This is a genomic window from Bradyrhizobium genosp. L (assembly GCF_015624485.1).
Classification (GTDB): domain Bacteria; phylum Pseudomonadota; class Alphaproteobacteria; order Rhizobiales; family Xanthobacteraceae; genus Bradyrhizobium.
Map to the genome: position 1 here is coordinate 2,422,617 of NZ_CP061378.1, position 18,813 is coordinate 2,441,429.

The window sequence follows — 18,813 nt, forward strand, 5'->3', positions numbered from 1 at the left end:
CGGCGCCGAGAACAAGCGATGCGCGAGGAAACGTCTATGGTGCCGAACCATGCGCCAAGTCTGGCTGTCGACGTGCCGGTATCGGACACGCCGCGCCGCCGGGTCTGGCCGCGATTTCTGACGTCGGAACACCCGTTCCCATGGCTGGCGCCGATCACGGCGCTGCTGCTGGCGTTCGGCGTCTATCCTTTGCTGTATGCGTTGTGGCTATCGCTGTTCAAGCGCAATCCGATCACCCGCCTCAACGTGTTCAACCCCACCTGGAATTGGGGGAAGCTGTTCGCCGATGACCGGGTGTGGGGTGCGATCGGCCACACCTATTTGTACACGACCACGGCGCTCTTGATCGAACTCTGCCTCGGGCTCGCGATCGCATTGCTGCTCGACAGCGACCGCAAGGGCTACGGATTGTTGCGCGCACTGATGACGCTGCCGCTGGTGGTGCCGCCCGCGGTGACCGGCATGATGTTCCTGTTGATGCTGGACGGTTCGTTCGGCGTGCTGAGCCAGGGCCTGGTCTCGCTCGGCCTGTGGCCGCCGCAGCATCCGATTCTCGCGTCCAGCGGTTCGGCGCTGGCCGGCGTTCTGCTGGCCGACATCTGGCAGTGGACGCCGTTCATGGTGTTGATCATGCTCGCCGGCCTGCGCGCCTTGCCGAAGGAGCCGTTCGAGGCCGCCGCGATCGACGGCGCGACACCGTGGCAGGCTTTCTTCCGCCTGACCTTGCCGATGCTGTCCCGGATCATCGCGCTCGCGGTGCTGATCCGCGGCGTCGACCTGTTCCGCATCTACGACTACGTCAAGGTGATGACCGATAGTGGCCCGGGTACCGCGACCGAGACGCTGACCTCCTATGCCGGCACCATCTACTTCAAGAACGCCGATTTCCCCTACGCCTCCACCATCTCGCTGTTCACGCTGCTTCTGGTGATCGTCACCTCGACGATCTTCATCAAGCTGTTCAAGGTACGGTTCTGATGCAGGAAACCTTCTGGCAGAAGCGATTGCGCGACGTCGCTGCGGTGCTCGTGGTCGGCATCTTCATGTTCCCGCTGTTCTGGTGGGCGCTGACCTCGTTCAAGCCCACCTCGGCGATCTTCGACAAGGACGGGATCGTCTGGTTCAACTTCAAGCCGACGCTGGTGAACTATCAGGTGACCATGCTCGGGAAATCCCGGGCGGAGCTCGCGATCGAATCCGGCAATACGTTCGGGGTGGGCGGCGCCAGCTCCTATGACAGCCGCCAGACCATCATCGACTCCCTGATCGTCGCGGTCGGCGCAACGGCGCTGACCCTGCTGCTCGCGGTGCTGGCATCCTACGCGCTGTCACGGATGCGCTTTCACGGGCGGCAGGCCTATTTGAACTGGATATTGTCGCAGCGCTTCATGCCGCCGATCGCCATCATCGTGCCGGTCGTCTTCATGTTCCACTACATGTCGCTGCTCGACACCAGGCTCGGCCTCGTCATCGTCGACACGCTGATCAACCTGCCGATCGCCGTGCTGCTGATGAAATCGTTCTACGACGACGTGCCGGCCGACGTCGACGAGGCCGCCATGATCGACGGCGCGACGCGGTTGCAGATCTTCTGGCGCGTCGTGCTGCCGATGGTGAAAGGCGGCGTCGCGGCCACGGCGGTGCTTTGTTTCATCTTCTCGTGGACCGAATTCCTGCTGTCGCTGTTCCTGACCAATTCGATACGGACGCTGCCGGTCAAGATCACGACCTTCGTCACCTCGACGGGTTCGGAATGGGGCTTCATCGCGGCACTTGGCACCACGGCCGTGATCCCGAGCTTCATCTTCATCCTGCTCGTCCAGAAGCAGCTTGTCCGTGGCCTGACCCTGGGGTCCCTCAAGGAGTAGGCGCGCGGACCGGGACTACAAAGTCAAACAAAACGTTGGGAGGAGTGTCTATGAGCTTCAAGAAATTCGACCAGCAAACATTTATCGTCGACAGCGCGAACGCCTACACCAACAAGCAGATATCCAAGCGCGAATTCTTGCGCCGGATGGGCTTGGCGGGCGTCGGCTTCTCGGCCTTCGGCGCCGGCATGCTCGGCAATCCGCGGGGCCTGCGCACGGGCAACATGCTCGGCACTCCGGCCTATGCCGACGGCCTGCCGGACAACCAGGCCAAATGGCTGAAGGATGTCGGCAGCAAGTTCAAGGGCGCCAAGATCCGCTACTCGACCGAGTCGACGCCGCCGTCGGTGATCCTCAATCAGATCAAGAAGGAGTTTACCGATCCGACCGGCATCGAGGTCGAGGTCGAGATCGTGCCGCTGGAGCAGGTGCTCGCCAAGGCGACGCAGGATGTGCAGGGCCAGCTTGGCTCCTACGACCTGTATTATCTCGACCAATCCTGGCTCTCGATGTTCCAGCCCGACTGCATCGATCCGGTCGCCTACTACAAGGACAAGCCCGAGCTGGCGATGCCGGATTTCGATTGGGACGACTTCTCCAAGCCGCTGGTCAAGAACGTCGCCCAGGTCGAAGGCAAATGGATGGGCATTCCCTTCGACATCCCGATCTTCACCATGATGTACCGCAAGGACATTCTCGAGAAGCACAAGATCGCGGTGCCGACCACCTACGAGGATTTCCTCGCCGCCGCCAAGCAGATCACCGAGGCCGAGAAGAGCAATGGTGTCTTCGGCACCGGTTTGCAGGCCAAGTCGGGCCACTACTCGCTGGAATGCGACTGGAGCCAGGCGGTGTGGGGCCACGGCGGCTCGATCTTCAACAAGAACAAGAAGTTCTCGGGCAATGACGAGCAGGGCATCGCCGGCCTGAAATGGTACCAGGATTTGCTAAAGGTTTCGCCACCGAACTCGACGGCATCGACCTGGGACGGCCAGTTCGAGATGATGCATTCCGGTCAGATCGCGATGGCGCAGAGCTGGGATGAGTTCTTCCCGGGCCTCGATGCCGACGATTCCAAGGTCAAGGGTCTGTGGGAGCCTGCTCGTCCGTTGACGGCCAAGGTGCTGCGCTCGCCGTCGGATGCGGGCTTCAACGAGCAACCCAATCTCGGCCATCAGGGCGGCTCCTGCATCTCGCTGTCGAAATACTCCAAGAACAAGGAGGCCGCGTGGATCTTCATGCAGTGGGGCTGCTGCAAGGAGATCATGACACGCTGCACGCTGCTCGGCGGCTTCGCGCCGATGCGCAACTCTTCCTTCGCCGATCCGCGCGTCAAGGCCAAGGCCAAGGTCGGCCCCGGCACCACGCGGCATCTCGAAACGGTGAAGTGGGTGATCGACAACGCGATGGCAACCGAGCCGCACATGGCGCTGTGGGCGGGTCTCTCGACCAACGAGATCCCGACCGAGCTCGGCAAGCTGCTCACCGGCCAGGCCTATGACGGCGATCCCAAGAAGTGCATGGACGCGCTGGCGAAGGACATCGACGCCAAGGTGAAGGACGCCGGCCTGTTGTAAGGTTTGGCACGACAAGAGCTCACGAAGGCGGCCTTGCCGCCTTCGTTTCTCGTGGAATGAGATGGCATGTCCAGAGATCTGGTGATCGGCATCGACAGTTCGACCTCGGCGACCAAGGCGATCGCCTGGGATCGCAACGGCCACGCCGTCGCGGAAGGGCGCAAAGCGATCGACCTTGCCAACCCGCAGCCGGGATATTTCGAGCAGAACCCGGATGAGTGGTGGGATTCGACCGCGTTCGCGTTGCGCGGCATCACCGATCAGGTCGGCGCCGAGCGCATCGCGGCGGTGGCGATCTCCAACCAGCGCGAGACCTTCAGCGCGTTTACCGAGGATGGAAAAGCGATCCGGCCCGGCATGACATGGCTCGACGAGCGGGCACGGCCGCAGGTCGTCCGCTTCGGCAAGTCGTTCGGCGCCAACCGCGTTCACGCGATTTCCGGCAAGCCGCTCGACGTGCTGCCATGCCTGTACCGCATCATCTGGATGGCGGAGCAGGAGCCGGAGATCTTTGCGCGCGCGGCGCGGTTCGCCGAGGTTCACGGCTATCTGACGCATTGCCTCACCGGCCAATGGCGCACCTCGACGGCGTCGGCCGATCCGACCGGGCTGCTCGACATGACAAGCAACACCTGGTCGACGGAGATTCTCGACGCGGTCGGCATCACCACCGAACGGCTTCCGCAGCTCGCGCGGCCCGGCGCACGGATGGGCGAGGTCACGCATACGGCGGCCGCCTTCACCGGCCTGTCGGCCGGAACGCCGGTGATTGCCGGCGGCGGCGACGGCCAGTGCGCCAGCACCGGCGCGGGCGTCACCTCTCCCGGCAGCGCCTACATCAATCTCGGAACGGCGGTGGTCTCGGGGAGCTACGGGCTCAACTATGCCTATGACCGCGCCTTCCGTACCGAGAAGGCGGTGTGCGACGACGGCTACATCTACGAGCAAGTGGTCCGGACCGGCACGTTCCTGGTCGACTGGATGATGCGCGAGATGTTCGCCGCCGATCCGCTCACGCAGCGGAGCATCTTCAAAGCACTGGAAGCGGAGGCTGCGAGCTGTCCGATCGGGGCGGGCGGCGTCGTCGTGCTGCCGTACTGGCTCGGCTGCATGACGCCCTATTGGGATCCCTATGCGCGCGGCGTCATCGCGGGATTGTCCGGCTCGACCCGGCGCGGTGCGATCTATCGCGCGTTGCTCGAGGGCATCGCGCTCGAGGTTGCCGCGCAAGCCGAGAAGATCGAGGCGGCGACCGGCGGTGGTATCAGTCAATTCTCCGCCATCGGCGGCGGTTCGGACAGCGATCTCTGGCTGCAGATCTTGGCCGACGCATCGGGCCGTCCGGTGCTCCGCTCGACGGCACGCGAGGCATCCTCGCTGGGTGCTGCGATCGCCGCCGCCAAGGGCGCCGGTTGGTACGGCACGATCGCCGAGGCAACCGCGGCGATGACGAAGCCGTCGGCAAGAACATTCCAGCCCGAGCCGAAGAGCGTGGCGCGCTACGCCGAGTTGCGCGGCATCCACGCCGACCTCTGGCCCAAGCTGCTCGACTGGAACGCGCGCCTGGCGGCGTTCTCCGAGGGCGCGCCGTCATGAAGCCGATTGCAAGCTTTCCGGCCGAGACCGCGTGCCGCATCGTCTGTGTCCTGACCGACATCGACGACACGCTGACCACCGACGGCCAGCTGCCCGCAGCCTCCTACTCCGCGCTGGAACGGCTTCGCGGCGCGGGGCTCGCGGTCGTTCCGGTCACCGGGCGTCCGGCGGGCTGGTGCGACATGATCGCGCGCTTCTGGCCGGTCGACGGCGTGATCGGCGAGAATGGCGCATTCTATTTCCGGCACGATCCGGTCGCCCGCAAGATGGTGCGCAAGTTCATCGCGAGCGAGGCCGAGCGCGCCGTCAATCGGCAGAAATTGCTGGCGCTCGGCCAGCTGATCCTGGCCGAGGTGCCGGGTGCCGCGATCTCGGCCGATCAGCTCTATCGCGAGGCGGATCTGGCGATCGACTTCTGCGAGGACGTGGCGCCGCTGCCGCGCTCGGCCGTCGACAAGATCGTCTGCCTGTTCGAAAGTGCGGGCGGTATCGCCAAGGTGTCCTCGATCCACGTCAACGGCTGGTTCGGCCGCTACGACAAGCTGGTCATGACCCGGATCTTTCTGCACGAGAGGCTCGGCCTCGACCTCGATGAGGCGAGGGACCGCATCGTGTTCTGCGGCGACAGCCCGAACGATGCGCCGATGTTCGGCTTCTTTCCCTACGCTTGCGGTGTCGCGAACGTGCGGGATTTCGAAGGGGCGATGGCGGCCACGCCGGCCTTCATCGCCAGCAAGCGCGGCGCTGAAGGCTTCGTCGAGATTGCCGAGCGCATATTGGCGGCGAGGGCGGGCGCGTAGCGGGAAGGTCAAATCATGGCATCGGTCACCATCAACAATGTGCGCAAATCCTATGGCGGGTTCGAGGTGCTGCACGGCATCGACCTCTCGATCGCCAATGGCGAGTTCGTCGTGCTGCTCGGCCCGTCCGGCTGCGGCAAGTCGACCTTGCTGCGGATGGTCGCGGGGCTCGAGCCGATCACCTCGGGGCAGATTAGCATCGGCAATGCCGTGGTCAACGAGCTGCATCCGAAGGATCGCAACATCGCGATGGTGTTCCAGAACTACGCGCTCTACGCCCATCTGAGCGTGTTCGACAACATGGCGTTCTCGATGCAGCTCAAGAAGCGTCCGAAGGAGGAGATCAGGCGCAAGGTGGAATGGGCAGCCTCGATCCTCAATCTGACGCCCTACCTCGATCGCCAGCCGCGACAGCTCTCCGGCGGCCAGCGCCAGCGCGTCGCGATGGGCCGCGCCATCGTGCGCGATCCCTCGGTGTTCCTGTTCGACGAGCCGCTGTCGAATCTCGATGCCAAGCTGCGCGTGCAGATGCGGACCGAGATCAAGGAACTCCACCACAAGCTTGCGACCACCACCATCTATGTCACCCACGACCAGATCGAAGCCATGACGATGGCCGACACCATCGTGGTGCTGCGCGACGGCAACATCGAGCAGATCGGTGGACCGCTGGAAATCTACGACCGCCCTGCAAACCTGTTCGTCGCCGAGTTCATCGGATCGCCGTCGATGAATTTCCTCACCGGCGAGGTCGCCACGGAGGCCGGGCGCCCGGTCGTGCACGCCAATGGCGTCGCGCTGCCCTTGCCGGCGGATGCAAACGTGACCGTGGGACAGACCGTGAAATATGGTATCCGGCCGGAGCATCTGCGGCCCGGCGTCGGCAGCGAGGGAATTCCCGCAAAGGTCTCCGTCGTCGAGCCGACGGGTCCCGAGATCCACATCTATTGCGATCTCGGCGGGCAGGAGGTCTGCGCCATCACGCAGGATCGCCTCGAACTGTCGCCGGACGATCCGATCAGGCTGGTACCGGCACTCGACCGGGTTCGCCTGTTCGAGCCGGCGACGGGCAAGGTCATCAATGGTCCCGACGAAAAGCCGCGCACCCTGAAGCGGGCCTAGCGCGTTCTCGCGCGAAGTGACGACCATCCGCGGATCAGAAGACGGAGGAAGATATGGTGGATTACGTCATCGTCGGCGCCGGCTCGGCGGGGTGCGTGCTGGCGAACCGGCTGTCAGACGCACCTGAGAATGACGTCGTTCTGCTCGAGGCCGGTGGCAAGGACACCAATCCCTTCATCCACATGCCGGCGGGCTATCTCGCCTTGATGAAATCCGGCAGCGTCGACTGGCATTATCACACCGAGCCGCAGCCGCATCTGGACAACCGCGTGCTGTTCTGGCCGCGTGGCAAGGTGCTGGGCGGATCGAGCGCCATCAACGGCATGGTCTATATCCGCGGCCACGCCTCGGACTACGACATGTGGGCGCAGCTCGGCAATCGCGGCTGGTCGTTTGCCGACTGCCTGCCGTACTTCATCCGCTCCGAAGGTCGCGCGGCCGGTGCCGACGATTATCATGGCGCCGATGGCCCGCTGCTGACGACGCGGCTGGCGGAGATCACGCATCCGCTGACCAAGGCCTGGTTTGCCGCGGGCAAGCAGGCCGGATACCGCGCCAACGATGATTTCAACGGCGCCGAGCAGGAAGGCTTTGGCCCGGTGGACAGCACGATCGCAGACGCCAGGCGCGCCAGCGCGGCGCGCTGCTATCTGCATCCGGCGCTGACGCGGCCTAATCTCACGGTGATCACCAAGGCGCTCGCCTCACGTATCCTGGTCGAGGGCGGCCGCGCCGTCGGCGTCGAATATATCAGGAACGGGCAGGTTCACACCTTGCGGGCCGAGCGCGAGGTCATCCTGGCGGGTGGCGCGATCAATTCGCCGCAGCTGCTCCAGCTCTCGGGCATCGGCGACGGCGATCATCTGCGATCGCTCGGCATCAAGACCGTGCACGAGCTCAAGGGCGTCGGACAAAATCTGCAGGATCACCTTGCCTGCGGCGTCAAGCAACGCTGCACCCAGCCGATCTCGTTCCTCAAGCACACCAAGCTGTTGGGTTCGACGCGGGCGCTGATCCAGTATGTGCTGACGAAGACGGGGCCCGCGACGTCACACGGTCTCGAAGCCATGGCGTTCCTGAAATCGCAACCCGATCTTGTCGCGCCGGACCTTCAATACTTCTTCGTGCTCCTGATCTACGGCGATCACGGCCGGCAGATCGTCAATGAGCACGGCTTCATGGCCTATTTCAACATCGCGCGTCCCGAGAGCCGCGGCACCATCATGATCAAATCGGCCGATCCGCTGCAGCATCCCGCGATCCAGCCGAACTACCTCGAAGCGCCGGAAGACGTCCGCAACATGCGCGACGGCATCAGGATCGGCCGCGAGATCATCGCCCAGCAGGCGTTCGATCCCTATCGCGGAACAGAATACGCACCGGGCTCACGCGCGACATCGAATGCCGACATCGACCGCTATGTCCGCGAGACCTGCGAGACCATCTATCACCCGGTCGGCACCTGCAAGATGGGCTCGGACCCGCTCGCTGTCGTCGACGATCAACTCCGCGTCCACGGCGTCGACGGTTTGCGGGTGATCGACGCATCGATCATGCCGCGGCTGGTGTCGGGAAATACCAACGCGCCGACGATCATGATTGCGGAGAAGGGAGCCGACTTCATCCTCGGCCGGCAACCGCTCGCGGCAGCGACGAGACCTGCGCGGGCCGGCATGCAGGAGGCAAGCCTCTAGAGCATGATCGGGAAAAGTGTGAAGCGTTGCATTGAAGCGACGAAGCAAAGGGGCGTATTCCCAAAAACATCGAAAACAACCCCATGCAAAGGAGGGCCGGCGCCGGCACTCGGAAAATCGACTTGACACGTCGGGCAACTCAGGGGTATTTTTTCATTATTCCGAAATGCGTGTGTCGCTTGCGCTGATGCGGCGGAGTTCGGCTTGCGGCGCCGAGTTACGCAGCAGGCTTAGCGGCTCGCGGTCAGTTGCTGGCGGTAACGCTCCGCATCCCAATTGAGCAGGGCGTGCTCATTCTGCGCCGTCAGATAGTGAATTTCCGCATTCTGAGGCAAACGGCACGTCACCAGCGCAAGACAGCTCAGCATCGCCTCGGCGCCGGCGCTGGCATCCTTGCGGATGATGCTGCCCTTGCCGGGAATGAGAATTGCGACGGGTGACAACGGCCCATTCGCCTCCTCGAGACGCTTGCCATTTTCCAGGGTCGGCATCGCCGGCCCGAGGAAGACGACATGATCGGGATAGAGCGAGCCGCCGGTCGCGACAGCAAGGTTGTGGCGGTCGGTTGCAATGCCGTGGCAGCGTGGGTCGCTCGGCAGGCGATAGTCAGTGCCTGCGCAGATCGCGCGCAGCGCCGCATCGTCAGCAGGCGGCGTGTCGCGCGTCTCGAGCGCAAGCCGCGTTTCGACGTCTGCGACCAGCGCTTCGGCCGCTGCGCAATTGGCCGCGCCGACCACGAGGCCGTGGTTGCCGAGGATCAGGACGTCGACGTTGTCTTCGGCGATCGCCGCGCTCACCGCCTGCGCCAGCGGCAATCCCGGATGACAATAGTCGAGGTAGCGCCAGGCGAGCCCGTCGAGACGACGGGCGAGTTCGTCGGCTGCATCGGTCCGCACCGCCCAGGCGATGGTGTTGACCGAATGAACGTGCAGCACCACCGGGTGCGGCATCAGCGCATGCAGCGAGGTTTCGATCGAGCCGCGCAGCGTGGTCGTGGCCCCCGGCGCCAGCGGCACGCGCTCGTCGCCCTGCGCCAGCGCGATCCGCGCCGCGGACAACGAGACGGGGACGAAAATGTCCTTGTCCTTTGCGTCGGCAAGCCAGGTACCGGACGCCTTGACCCAGAGCACGTCGCCGTCCTTCACCGAGGAATTGCCGCCGGCGCCTTGCACCAGCAGGATGTTCTTGCCGACGCGCGCCGACATGTCGCGGAGGTCATCGAGGTGGGCAGGCTGTTGCATCATGGGGTTCTCACCAGGCCAGGCGATTCATGGTCCAATGCGGCGCTAAGGCGTCGTCCGGCGAATTCGGATCTTGATCGCGGTGCACGCCGGCGCGCAACAGCAGCGCGAGCATGCCGGCCGCGCGAGCGCCGGCCACGTCATGATCGAGGGAATCGCCGATCATCAGAACGCGCGCGGGGGAGGGATGGCCCAGCCGCTCCAGCGCGGCCGCGAAGATCGGCGCATGCGGTTTGCCGACATACGAAACGCGCCCGCCCAGCGTCGCATAGAAGCGCGCCAATGCGCCCGGCGCCGGGATCAATCCTTCGGCGCCGAACATGGTGAGATCGGGATTGGCGCACAGCATCGGCAGGCCGCGCGTCGCAGCACCGGTCAAGCGTGGTCGCCAGCGTTCGGGCGCGGCGGCGGCATCGTCCAGCCCGGCGAGCAGAATGAAGTCGGCATCGTCCACATCTGCCACGACGGCGAGATCGAGCCCGTCCACGATCGTGCGGTCGCCGCCGCGGGCGATTAGGAAGCATCGGCGGCCGAGTTCGGCGAATGGCGCCTGCATGCGTGCCTTGAGACCGCTCCAGGCGACTTCGCCCGAGGTCAGGATACCGTCATAAGCGTCCTGTGGCAGGCCGAGCGCGGCGAGCCGTTGCGCATTGCTGCGCGCGCGCTTGCCGGAATTCGAGAGCACCAGCACGCGCTTGCCGGCCTGGCGCAGCCGCGCGAGGCATTCGCGCGCCGCCGGAAAGATCGATTGTCCCTCATGCAGCGTCCCCCATTGATCGAGCAGCACGTGATCGAAGCGGTCGATGATCTGGTGAAGGCCCGCGATGTCGGTCGCGCCGTCCGTCATGACGGACCGCCTCGCGCGGCAAGCAGGGCCGCGCCATAGCTTGCCTCGGTTTGCTCGGCGATCATCACGGGGACACCGAGCGTGCGCTGTCTGATCCGGGTCCACGCATCGTTCTTCGCGCCGCCCCCGATGCTGATGACCCGGCGCAGCGCCGGCGCGCCGAGCGCGGCGAGCTCGCGATAGGCGAGCGCCTCGACCGAGGCGATGCCCTCCAGCAGCGCCTGGAAGAAGCGATGATCCTCCGGCGGCCGCGGCGTGACCCGTGGCGGCATCGCAGGATCGGCAATCGGAAATCGCTCGCCCGGCTTGGCGAGGGGGTAGTAGTCGAGACCGGTCGGCGCCTCCGGCTGGAGCCGTGGCGTCAGGTTTTCCATCTCGGCGGCGGTGAAATGCGCCAGCAGCGCGCCGCCGCCCGAGTTGGAGGCACCGCCCGCCAGCCAGCTGTCGCCGAGCCGGTGCGAATAAACGCCCTGGCTGGCGGCAAATATCGGTTTCGTCGCGAGCAGCTTGACCACCAGCGTGGTGCCGAGCGAGGTGACGGCGTCGCCCGGCGTATCGGCGCGGGTGGCGATGAAGGCGGCGACGCCGTCGGTGGTGCCCGCCGCAATCTGCGCTGACAAAGGCAGGCCGAGCGTGCTCGCAACTTTTGGATCGATGTCCGCAAACGGCGTTCCCGGCACCAGCACCTTCGGCAGCAATTTGCTGGGCACGTCGAGCCGATCGAGCCAGGTCGGCCATGTGCGTGTGACCGGATCATAGCCGAGCTTCAACGTGTTGTTCTCGTCGCTGATGCCGTGCTGCCCGGCCAGCCGGCCGGCGATCCAGTCCGCCTGATGAACGGCGAAGTGGGCATCACGGCCTTCGCCGCGGCTCAAGAGATGCAGGAGCTTCGCGAGTGCACTGCTTGCGCCATGCGCACCGCTCTCGGCAGGCGCCACCGCGGCGATGCGGGCCGCCTCGGTCACCGCGCGCGCGTCGTTGTACATGAGACCTGTGCTGCACGGCCGGCCGTCGGCATCGATCAGGAGCAGGGTGCCCGAGGTGCCGTCGACCGAAATGCGTTCGACGCTCGCGAGATCGATCTTGCCGCCGAGCTTGCCGATCGCCGCGACGGTCGCGTGCCACCACAGCTCGGGATCCTGATCGACCGCATTGCCGTCCTGACGCGGCGGCGCCAGCGCAACCGAGTCCATTCCATGGATATGTCCGCGCGCATCGACGGCGCAGGCGCGAACGCCGCCCGTTCCAACGTCAATGCCGAGAAACAAACCTGCCATTCGACTTCACCACGATCGACGCTTCGTAACACAGCGCGGCGCGCTCTTGCCGCAGAGCGTTATCGCACCGCAGCACGTTTAGGGGATTGACGTCCCGATCCCTGTCTGCAATTTTTTGCAGCCTCTGAAGAATTTTGCAAGCGGGACTTTTCACGGCGTGACCCCACCTCCCGACAGGCTGCCGATGGTCGACGGCGAAGCGTCGCTCGCGACGCGCGCGGCGTGGCTGTATTTCGCCGCCGGGCTGACCCAGTCCGAGGTGGCTGATAGGCTCAATATCCAGAGCACCAAGGCGCATCGGCTGATCGCGCGCGCGAGCCGCGAGGGCATGATCCGCGTCTTCGTCGAGGGGCCGGTCGCCGAATGCGTGGCGCTGGAAAACGCCCTGGCCGAGCGCTTCGGTCTCGGCTTCTGCCGCGTCGCGCCGGATCTCGGCGAGGGCGATTGGCCGCTGAAGGCGCTGGCGCTCGAGGGCGCGAGCTTCCTGCGCCAGATCCTCGAACGTGGGGAGCACAAGGTCATCGGCGTCGGTCATGGCCGTACGCTTGCGGCCGTGGTCGAGCATTTGCCGCAGACGGCGGCCCGCGAAATGCAGTTCGTCTCGCTGCTCGGCGGCCTGACCCGCAAATTCGCCGCCAACCCGTTCGATGTCATCCATCGGCTGGCGGAGCGGACAGGGGCAGAGGCGTATCTTCTGCCGGTGCCGGTGTTTGCCAATTCGGTCGCGGACCGCGCCGTGCTGATGCAGCAATACGGCATTGCCGACGTGTTTGCGCTCGCCCGCCGGGCATCTCTGCTGTTCGTCGGCATTGGCCAGATCCATGCCGACGGCTTCCTGGTCTCGAGCGGCATGATCAAGCCCGACGAGGTCGTGGAACTGAAACGCGCGGGCGCCTGCGCCGATTTGCTCGGACACTTCTTCGACGCCGACGGTCAGGTGCTGGATGTCGACCTGTCCGCGCGCGCCACCTCGATGTCGCCGGCGGATCTCAGGACCCATCGCATCGTCGCGATCGGCGGTGGCCTCGCCAAGGTGGCCGCGTTGCGCGCGGTGCTGCGCAGCGGTCTGCTGCACGGCCTCATCATCGACGAGGCGACCGCTCAGGCACTCGTGACCGACAAGCCGGAGACAACATCCGGCAAGACCAAGAACAAAGGTCGTAAGGGAAAGTAAAACGCGCAAAATGGGAGGTTACAATGCACGATCGAGAGAAGAATCTGTTCGACGCTTACGCCGCCAAACGCATCAGCCGGCGTGATCTGCTGGATGGCGCCGCCAAGCTCGGCATCGCCGGCGTCGCCGCCAACGCGGCATTCGCATCGTCGGTCTCGCGGGCAATGGCCGCGGACTTCAACTGGAAGGCATTCAGCGGCAAGTCGGTCAAGCTGCTGCTGAACAAGCATCCCTATGTCGATGCGATGATCGGCGACCTCGAGGCGTTCAAGACGCTCACCGGCATGAACGTCACCTATGATATCTTCCCGGAAGACGTCTATTTCGACAAGGTGACCGCGGCGCTGTCCTCGAAATCGGACCAGTACGACGCCTTCATGACCGGCGCCTACATGACCTGGACCTACGGCCCGGCCGGATGGATCGAGGATCTCAACACCTACATCAAGGACCCCGCCAAAACCAATCCGGCCTTCGCCTGGGACGACGTGCTGCCCGGCCTGCGCGCATCGACCGCGTGGGACGGCGTCGCCGGCTCCGAGCTCGGTTCGGGCAAGGCCAAGCAGTGGTGCATTCCGTGGGGTTATGAGCTCAACAACATCACCTATAACCGCAACATCTTCGACAAGGTCGGCGTCAAGCCACCGAAGAATCTCGACGAGTTGCTCGAAGTCTCGGCCAAGATCACCAAGGATGCCGGCGGCCCCTACGGCATCGGCGTGCGCGGCTCGCGCTCCTGGGCGACCATCCATCCCGGCTTCCTGTCGGCCTATTCGAACTTCGGCCAGAAGGATTTCGTGATGGAGGGCGGCAAGCTGAAGGCCGCCATGAACACCAAGGCGTCGAAGGATTTCCACGAGAAGTGGGTCAAGATGATCCAGGGCTCGGGCCCGAAGAACTGGTCGACCTACACCTGGTATCAGGTCGGCACCGACGTCGGCGCCGGCGCCTCCGGCATGATCTACGATGCCGATATCCTCGGCTACTTCATGAATGGCGGCGACAACAAGGAGAAGGGCCATCTCGGCTATGCGCCGTTCGCCGCCAACCCGGCCGCCAAGGCGCCGACCCCGAACGTCTGGATCTGGTCGCTTGCGATGTCGACCTTCTCCAAGCAGAAGGATGCGGCGTGGCTGTTCATGCAGTGGGCGGCCTCGACTGAGCATGGCCTGTTCGGCGCCCGCAAGATGGACTTCGTCAATCCGGTGCGCGCTTCGGTGTGGAAGGACAGCGAGTTCCGCGACCGCATCGCGAAGTCGTATCCCGGTTATCTCGAGCAGCACGACATCTCGTCGCCCGGGGCCAAGATCTACTTCACGGCGCAACCGCTGTTCTTCGACCTGACCACCGAATGGGCCGCCTCGTTGCAGAAGATGGTGGCCAAGGAAGTCACCGTCGACGAAGGCCTCGACAAGCTCGCCGACAGCATCAACCGCCAGCTCAAGCAGGCGGGCCTCGGCTAACCCCTTGCGTGGTGCCCTGATTCCTCCGCACCACGCCAACTCGCCGGTTCGGACCGCGCATCGTTCCGAACCGGCGATGTTGCAGCGAATATGTGACGCCCTATCATCATGAGCATGGTCCAGTTGTCCCAGACGAACGCGCTTCCACGCCGCACGCCGCGACCGCGCGGACGCATGCTGCCTTATTTGCTGAGCCTGCCGGCGCTCCTGGTCTGCGTCGCCATCCTGGTGCCGTTCGTAACCGCCGCGGTCTATTCGCTGCAGCGCTATCGGCTGAATCTGCCCTATCTGCGCGGCTTCATCTGGGCCGACAATTACATCGACTTCCTCTCCGACCCCGCGTTCTGGAACACGCTGAAGATATCGCTGCTCTATACCGCGCTGACCGTGGTGCTGGAGCTGCTGCTCGGCCTCGGCATAGCGCTGTTGTTGCGGCGTCCGACCCGTTTCCACAACGCCGTGTCGATCATGCTGCTGCTGCCGCTGATGACGGCGCCGGCGATCGCCGCTCTGATGTGGAAGCTGATGACCAATCCGGGCTTCGGCATCCTGTCCTATCTGGTCAGCCTGATCGGCATCCATGATTTCAAATGGGCCTCCGACCCCTCGACCGCGCTGTTCACGGTGGTCTTGGTCGACGTCTGGGTCTACACGCCATTCATCATGATCCTGCTGCTGGCCGGGCTGCGTTCGCTGCCGCGCCAGCCGTTCGAGGCTGCCGCGCTCGACGGTGTGCCGGCAAGCTTCGTGTTCTTCCGCATCACGCTGCCGATGCTGGCGCCCTACATCATCACGGCGTCGCTGTTCCGCCTGCTCGATTCGATCCAGCAGTTCGATATCATCTATGCGATGACCCAGGGTGGGCCCGGCGACCGGCTGATGGTGTTCCAGGTCCAGGCCTATCTCGAATTCTTCCAGTACACCAATGTCGGCCGTTCGGCCGCGCTGCTGATGATCCTGTGGCTGATCACCAACATCCTGTCGAACATCTTCATCAAGAACTGGCTGCGGCTGCGTGCGCGCGCCCATGGTCACGCGTAAGGGAAGGGAGGCTGCGATGGATCATTCCAGTCTGGCAGGCCGCATCTTCCGCGGCGTGGCGCTGGCGCTCGTGCTGGTGTTCTTCATGTTCCCGATCGTCTGGATTTTCCTGATGTCGTTCCAGAGCAACGAGCAGATCCTGCGGATTCCGCCACACATCCTGTTCGAGCCGACGCTGACCAACTACCAGGCGCTGATCTCCGGACAGCTGCGCACCACGGCCGGCAACCTCGAGATCTCCTTCATGCGCAATCTGATGAACAGTTTTGTTCTCTCGAGCGCTGCGGTGATCCTGGCGCTGCTGCTCGGCGTGCCGGCGGCCTACGCATTCGCCCGTTTCAAGTTCCGACTCGGTGAAACCATCGCCTTCACGCTGTTGTCGTTCCGCTTCGCGCCGCCGCTGCTCGTGCTGCTGCCGCTGTCGCTGTACTATCAGCAGCTCGGACTCAGCGACACCTACTTCGGCATCGTCTGGGTCTATCAGCTGATCGCGTTGCCGCTGATCCTGTGGATCGTGCGCGGCTATTTCGAGGACATCAGTCCCGACATCGAGCACGCCTATCGCCTGGCGGGACATAGCTGGCGCGAGACGTTTGCGCGCATCGCGGTGCCCTTGGCGGGGCCCGGCATCGCCGCTGCGGGATTGTTGTCCTTCATCTTCTGCTGGAACAATTTCGTCTTCGCGCTGATCCTGGCGTCGGCCGATAAGCAGCCGGTGACGGTCGGTGCGCTGGCCTTCGTCACGGCATCGGGCATCCAGTACGGCCAGATCGCCGCCGCGATCGTGCTGTCGGTCACGCCGACGCTGTTGCTGGCACTTTACGCGCAACGTTATCTGGTCGAGGGCCTGTCGCTCGGTGCGGTGAAGGGCTGAAGCATGGCGCGTCTCGAGATCAACCAACTCGGCAAGTCGTTCGGTCCGGTCCGCTGCGCGGATGCGCTGTCCTTTGCCGTCGACCCCGGCGAGATCGTGGCGGTGTTCGGGCCATCGGGCAGCGGCAAGACCATGCTGCTGCGGATGATCGCCGGCATGTACGAGCCCGACGAGGGCGACATCCTGGTCGGCGGCCGCTCGATCGTCGGCGCACCGCCGGAGCGTCGCGGGGTCGGCATGGCCTTTCAGAATTTTGCGCTGTTTCCGCACATGACCGCGCGGAATAATATCGCCAGCGGCTTCCGCGCCAAGGCTGGCGACGCTGACGTTGCGGCGCGCGTCACCTCGATCAGCAAGCTTCTGAAGATCGAGCACGTGCTGGGTCACATGCCCCGCGAATTGTCGAACGGGCAGAAGCAGCGCACCGCGCTGGCGCGCGCGCTGATCGGCAATCCCGAGGTGCTGCTGCTGGACGATCCGCTGCGCAACGTCGATGCAAAGCTGCGCTACGAGATGCGGCTGGAGCTGCCGAGCCTGTTGCGGCGCAGTTCGGCCGCGGTGCTCTACGTCACCCAGGACTATCGCGAGGCGATGGCGATCGCGGACCGGATCGCGGTCCTGGTCGGCGGCCGGCTGGTCCAGCTCGCGCGCCCAGAGGAGATCTATGCCAGGCCGGCATCGGTCGCCGTGGCACGGCTGTTCGGCGACCCCAGCATCAACCTCGCTGAGGTCGAACCGCAGGCCGGGCAGGGCGGTCTCGCCGCCGAAGTGGCCGGGACGCGGGTCCGGCTTGATGCGATCAATCCGTCGGCCGCGCATGGTCCATGCTGGCTCGGCGTGCGCCCCGACGATCTCCAGATCAGCCGCAACGCCGGCGACGACGCGATTCCGGCCCGCGTCGTGGCGATCACGCCGATGCACGAACGCGCCGTGCTGTTGCTGCGGTTTGCGGACGGCTCAGAATGGCTGGCGGCGCTGCCGCCGGATGCACCGGCGGCGAACGCCGATGACGACGTGTTCGTCCGGTTCGCGCCGCAGGCGGCGCTGCTGTTCGATCGCGCAACCGGGCTTCGCGTCGGCCAGCCCGATCGACGGCAGGCGGCATGAGGCAGGTGGAATGACCATGGGCATGCTCGAGATCACGAATGTCGACAAGGTCTACCAAAGCCGCGGCAAGCCGCCGGTGCACGCGGTGCGTGCGCTCGACATGGAGGTCGGACAGGGCGAGATCGTCGCGCTGCTCGGATCCTCGGGCTGCGGCAAGACCTCGACCTTGCGTATGATCGCGGGCTTCGAGAGCGTCACCTCCGGCGCGATCGTGTTGAGCCAGCGGCGCATCCATGAGCTGCCGCCGGCGCGACGCAAGGTGGCGATGGCCTTCGAGGGCTATTCGCTCTACCCGCCGCTCACGGTACGTGAAAACATCGCCTTTGCGCTCAAAGCGCAACAACTGTCGCACAGCGAGGTCACGCGCCGCGTCGATGCGATCGCGCGGCTGGTGGAGATCGAGGGCACGCTGGACAAATATCCACGCTCGATCTCGGGCGGCCAGCAGCAGCGGGTGTCGCTGGCCCGCGCGCTGGTGCGCGACGCCGATCTCTATCTGCTCGACGAACCGATGGGGCAGCTCGAGCCGCAACTGCGCGCGGTGCTGCGCGGCCGGATCAAGGGCCTGTTGGCCGAGCGCGGCATGACGGCGATCTTCGTCACCCATGACCAGACCGAGGCCAGCGCGCTGGCCGATCGCATCGCAGTGATGGAGGACGGCGTGCTGCAGCAGTTCGCCAGCGAAAAGGAGCTGAAGAACAAGCCTGCGAATTTGTTCGTCGCGAGCTTCATCGGCGAGCCGCCGATGAACCTGCTCGAGACGGAGGTCGCAGCCGCGGACGGCGGCTTCCGCCTGTCGGCGGGCCCTGACATCGCCTTCGATATCCCTGGCGCTACCCTCGATCAAGCCGCGCGGCAGACGATGCAGCAAAGTAAGCGCGTCCGTGTCGGCATCCGGCCGCAAAAGGTCGCGGTCGGGACCGGTAATGTGCAGGTGCGCGTGATGTCCAACCAATGGCTGGGCGACCAGGCGCATGTCGCCGGTGAATGCGCCGGCAATCTCCTGATCGCGGTGACGTCGAGCCGGGTCGCAGCAAGGCCGGGTGACATCATTCCGTTCGCGCTGGAGCCGCGGCATCTCCACATCTTCGCGGCCGACGGGACCTGCATTCGCCACGCGGAGACGGTCTGA

The 18,813-nt window shown here is 64.8% G+C and carries 16 protein-coding genes; 13 read left to right on the plus strand and 3 right to left on the minus strand.

Going from position 1 to position 18,813, the window contains the following annotated elements; all coding sequences use genetic code 11:
• The first annotated feature begins 36 nt into the window (after positions 1-36).
• The 7 genes from IC762_RS11190 to IC762_RS11220 all read left to right on the plus strand — a co-directional run bounded on the left by IC762_RS11190 (position 37) and on the right by IC762_RS11220 (position 8,657).
• Entirely contained in the window at positions 37-978 is a 942-nt protein-coding gene (locus tag IC762_RS11190; RefSeq protein ID WP_195788854.1) for a carbohydrate ABC transporter permease, read from the plus strand.
• Positions 978-1,868: a carbohydrate ABC transporter permease gene (locus IC762_RS11195; protein WP_195788855.1), complete on the plus strand. Its 891-nt coding sequence runs from the start codon at positions 978-980 to the stop codon at positions 1,866-1,868. Before IC762_RS11190 ends, IC762_RS11195 begins: the two co-directional genes overlap by 1 nt.
• A 50-nt stretch (positions 1,869-1,918) precedes the next feature.
• The gene (locus tag IC762_RS11200; RefSeq protein ID WP_195788856.1) at positions 1,919-3,445 is read left to right on the plus strand and encodes an ABC transporter substrate-binding protein; all 1,527 of its coding nucleotides are present in this window, start codon (positions 1,919-1,921) and stop codon (positions 3,443-3,445) included.
• 66 nt (positions 3,446-3,511) lie between these two features.
• Positions 3,512-5,041, plus strand: a complete 1,530-nt coding sequence (locus IC762_RS11205; protein ID WP_195788857.1) for an FGGY-family carbohydrate kinase — start codon at positions 3,512-3,514, stop codon at positions 5,039-5,041.
• The gene (locus tag IC762_RS11210) at positions 5,038-5,841 is read left to right on the plus strand and encodes an HAD-IIB family hydrolase (RefSeq protein WP_195788858.1); all 804 of its coding nucleotides are present in this window, start codon (positions 5,038-5,040) and stop codon (positions 5,839-5,841) included. Before IC762_RS11205 ends, IC762_RS11210 begins: the two co-directional genes overlap by 4 nt.
• 15 nt (positions 5,842-5,856) lie before the next feature.
• On the plus strand, positions 5,857-6,963 hold the full coding sequence (locus IC762_RS11215) for an ABC transporter ATP-binding protein (RefSeq protein ID WP_195788859.1): 1,107 nt from the start codon (positions 5,857-5,859) through the stop codon (positions 6,961-6,963).
• A gap of 53 nt (positions 6,964-7,016) precedes the next feature.
• Positions 7,017-8,657: a choline dehydrogenase gene (locus tag IC762_RS11220; RefSeq protein ID WP_195788860.1), complete on the plus strand. Its 1,641-nt coding sequence runs from the start codon at positions 7,017-7,019 to the stop codon at positions 8,655-8,657.
• A gap of 230 nt (positions 8,658-8,887) precedes the next feature.
• On the opposite strand, the gene IC762_RS11225 is transcribed toward IC762_RS11220, so the two are convergent.
• The 3 genes from IC762_RS11225 to IC762_RS11235 are packed head-to-tail and all read right to left on the minus strand — an operon-like array spanning position 8,888 to position 12,022.
• A complete protein-coding gene (locus IC762_RS11225) occupies positions 8,888-9,898 on the minus strand; it encodes a class II aldolase/adducin family protein (protein WP_195790088.1) in 1,011 nt (336 codons plus the stop codon).
• A gap of 10 nt (positions 9,899-9,908) precedes the next feature.
• A complete protein-coding gene (locus tag IC762_RS11230) occupies positions 9,909-10,745 on the minus strand; it encodes a TIGR01459 family HAD-type hydrolase (RefSeq protein WP_195788861.1) in 837 nt (278 codons plus the stop codon).
• Positions 10,742-12,022: an FGGY-family carbohydrate kinase gene (locus IC762_RS11235; protein WP_195788862.1), complete on the minus strand. Its 1,281-nt coding sequence runs from the start codon at positions 12,020-12,022 to the stop codon at positions 10,742-10,744. Before IC762_RS11235 ends, IC762_RS11230 begins: the two co-directional genes overlap by 4 nt.
• Before the next feature lie 184 nt (positions 12,023-12,206).
• On the opposite strand from IC762_RS11235, the gene IC762_RS11240 reads away from it, so the two are divergent.
• The 6 genes from IC762_RS11240 to IC762_RS11265 all read left to right on the plus strand — a co-directional run bounded on the left by IC762_RS11240 (position 12,207) and on the right by IC762_RS11265 (position 18,813).
• On the plus strand, positions 12,207-13,196 hold the full coding sequence (locus IC762_RS11240; protein WP_195790089.1) for a sugar-binding transcriptional regulator: 990 nt from the start codon (positions 12,207-12,209) through the stop codon (positions 13,194-13,196).
• 23 nt (positions 13,197-13,219) lie between these two features.
• Complete coding sequence (locus tag IC762_RS11245; protein WP_195788863.1) at positions 13,220-14,659, plus strand: extracellular solute-binding protein; 1,440 nt, start codon at positions 13,220-13,222, stop codon at positions 14,657-14,659.
• 114 nt (positions 14,660-14,773) lie between these two features.
• Positions 14,774-15,700, plus strand: a complete 927-nt coding sequence (locus tag IC762_RS11250) for a carbohydrate ABC transporter permease (protein ID WP_195788864.1) — start codon at positions 14,774-14,776, stop codon at positions 15,698-15,700.
• Positions 15,701-15,716: 16 nt separating this feature from the next.
• On the plus strand, positions 15,717-16,574 hold the full coding sequence (locus tag IC762_RS11255) for a carbohydrate ABC transporter permease (protein WP_195788865.1): 858 nt from the start codon (positions 15,717-15,719) through the stop codon (positions 16,572-16,574).
• 3 nt (positions 16,575-16,577) lie between these two features.
• Positions 16,578-17,681: an ABC transporter ATP-binding protein gene (locus IC762_RS11260; protein WP_195788866.1), complete on the plus strand. Its 1,104-nt coding sequence runs from the start codon at positions 16,578-16,580 to the stop codon at positions 17,679-17,681.
• A gap of 16 nt (positions 17,682-17,697) precedes the next feature.
• On the plus strand, positions 17,698-18,813 hold the full coding sequence (locus tag IC762_RS11265) for an ABC transporter ATP-binding protein (RefSeq protein WP_246801641.1): 1,116 nt from the start codon (positions 17,698-17,700) through the stop codon (positions 18,811-18,813).

Coding starts and splice junctions, on each gene's coding strand:
- IC762_RS11250 (WP_195788864.1), top strand. CDS start 14,774: ATGGTCCAGTTGTCCCAGACGAACGCGCTTCCACGCCGCACGCCGCGA.
- IC762_RS11200 (WP_195788856.1), top strand. CDS start 1,919: ATGAGCTTCAAGAAATTCGACCAGCAAACATTTATCGTCGACAGCGCG.
- IC762_RS11245 (WP_195788863.1), top strand. CDS start 13,220: ATGCACGATCGAGAGAAGAATCTGTTCGACGCTTACGCCGCCAAACGC.
- IC762_RS11195 (WP_195788855.1), top strand. CDS start 978: ATGCAGGAAACCTTCTGGCAGAAGCGATTGCGCGACGTCGCTGCGGTG.
- IC762_RS11215 (WP_195788859.1), top strand. CDS start 5,857: ATGGCATCGGTCACCATCAACAATGTGCGCAAATCCTATGGCGGGTTC.
- IC762_RS11255 (WP_195788865.1), top strand. CDS start 15,717: ATGGATCATTCCAGTCTGGCAGGCCGCATCTTCCGCGGCGTGGCGCTG.
- IC762_RS11230 (WP_195788861.1), bottom strand. CDS start 10,745: ATGACGGACGGCGCGACCGACATCGCGGGCCTTCACCAGATCATCGAC.
- IC762_RS11220 (WP_195788860.1), top strand. CDS start 7,017: ATGGTGGATTACGTCATCGTCGGCGCCGGCTCGGCGGGGTGCGTGCTG.
- IC762_RS11240 (WP_195790089.1), top strand. CDS start 12,207: ATGGTCGACGGCGAAGCGTCGCTCGCGACGCGCGCGGCGTGGCTGTAT.
- IC762_RS11260 (WP_195788866.1), top strand. CDS start 16,578: ATGGCGCGTCTCGAGATCAACCAACTCGGCAAGTCGTTCGGTCCGGTC.
- IC762_RS11235 (WP_195788862.1), bottom strand. CDS start 12,022: ATGGCAGGTTTGTTTCTCGGCATTGACGTTGGAACGGGCGGCGTTCGC.
- IC762_RS11190 (WP_195788854.1), top strand. CDS start 37: ATGGTGCCGAACCATGCGCCAAGTCTGGCTGTCGACGTGCCGGTATCG.
- IC762_RS11265 (WP_246801641.1), top strand. CDS start 17,698: ATGGGCATGCTCGAGATCACGAATGTCGACAAGGTCTACCAAAGCCGC.
- IC762_RS11205 (WP_195788857.1), top strand. CDS start 3,512: ATGTCCAGAGATCTGGTGATCGGCATCGACAGTTCGACCTCGGCGACC.
- IC762_RS11225 (WP_195790088.1), bottom strand. CDS start 9,898: ATGCAACAGCCTGCCCACCTCGATGACCTCCGCGACATGTCGGCGCGC.
- IC762_RS11210 (WP_195788858.1), top strand. CDS start 5,038: ATGAAGCCGATTGCAAGCTTTCCGGCCGAGACCGCGTGCCGCATCGTC.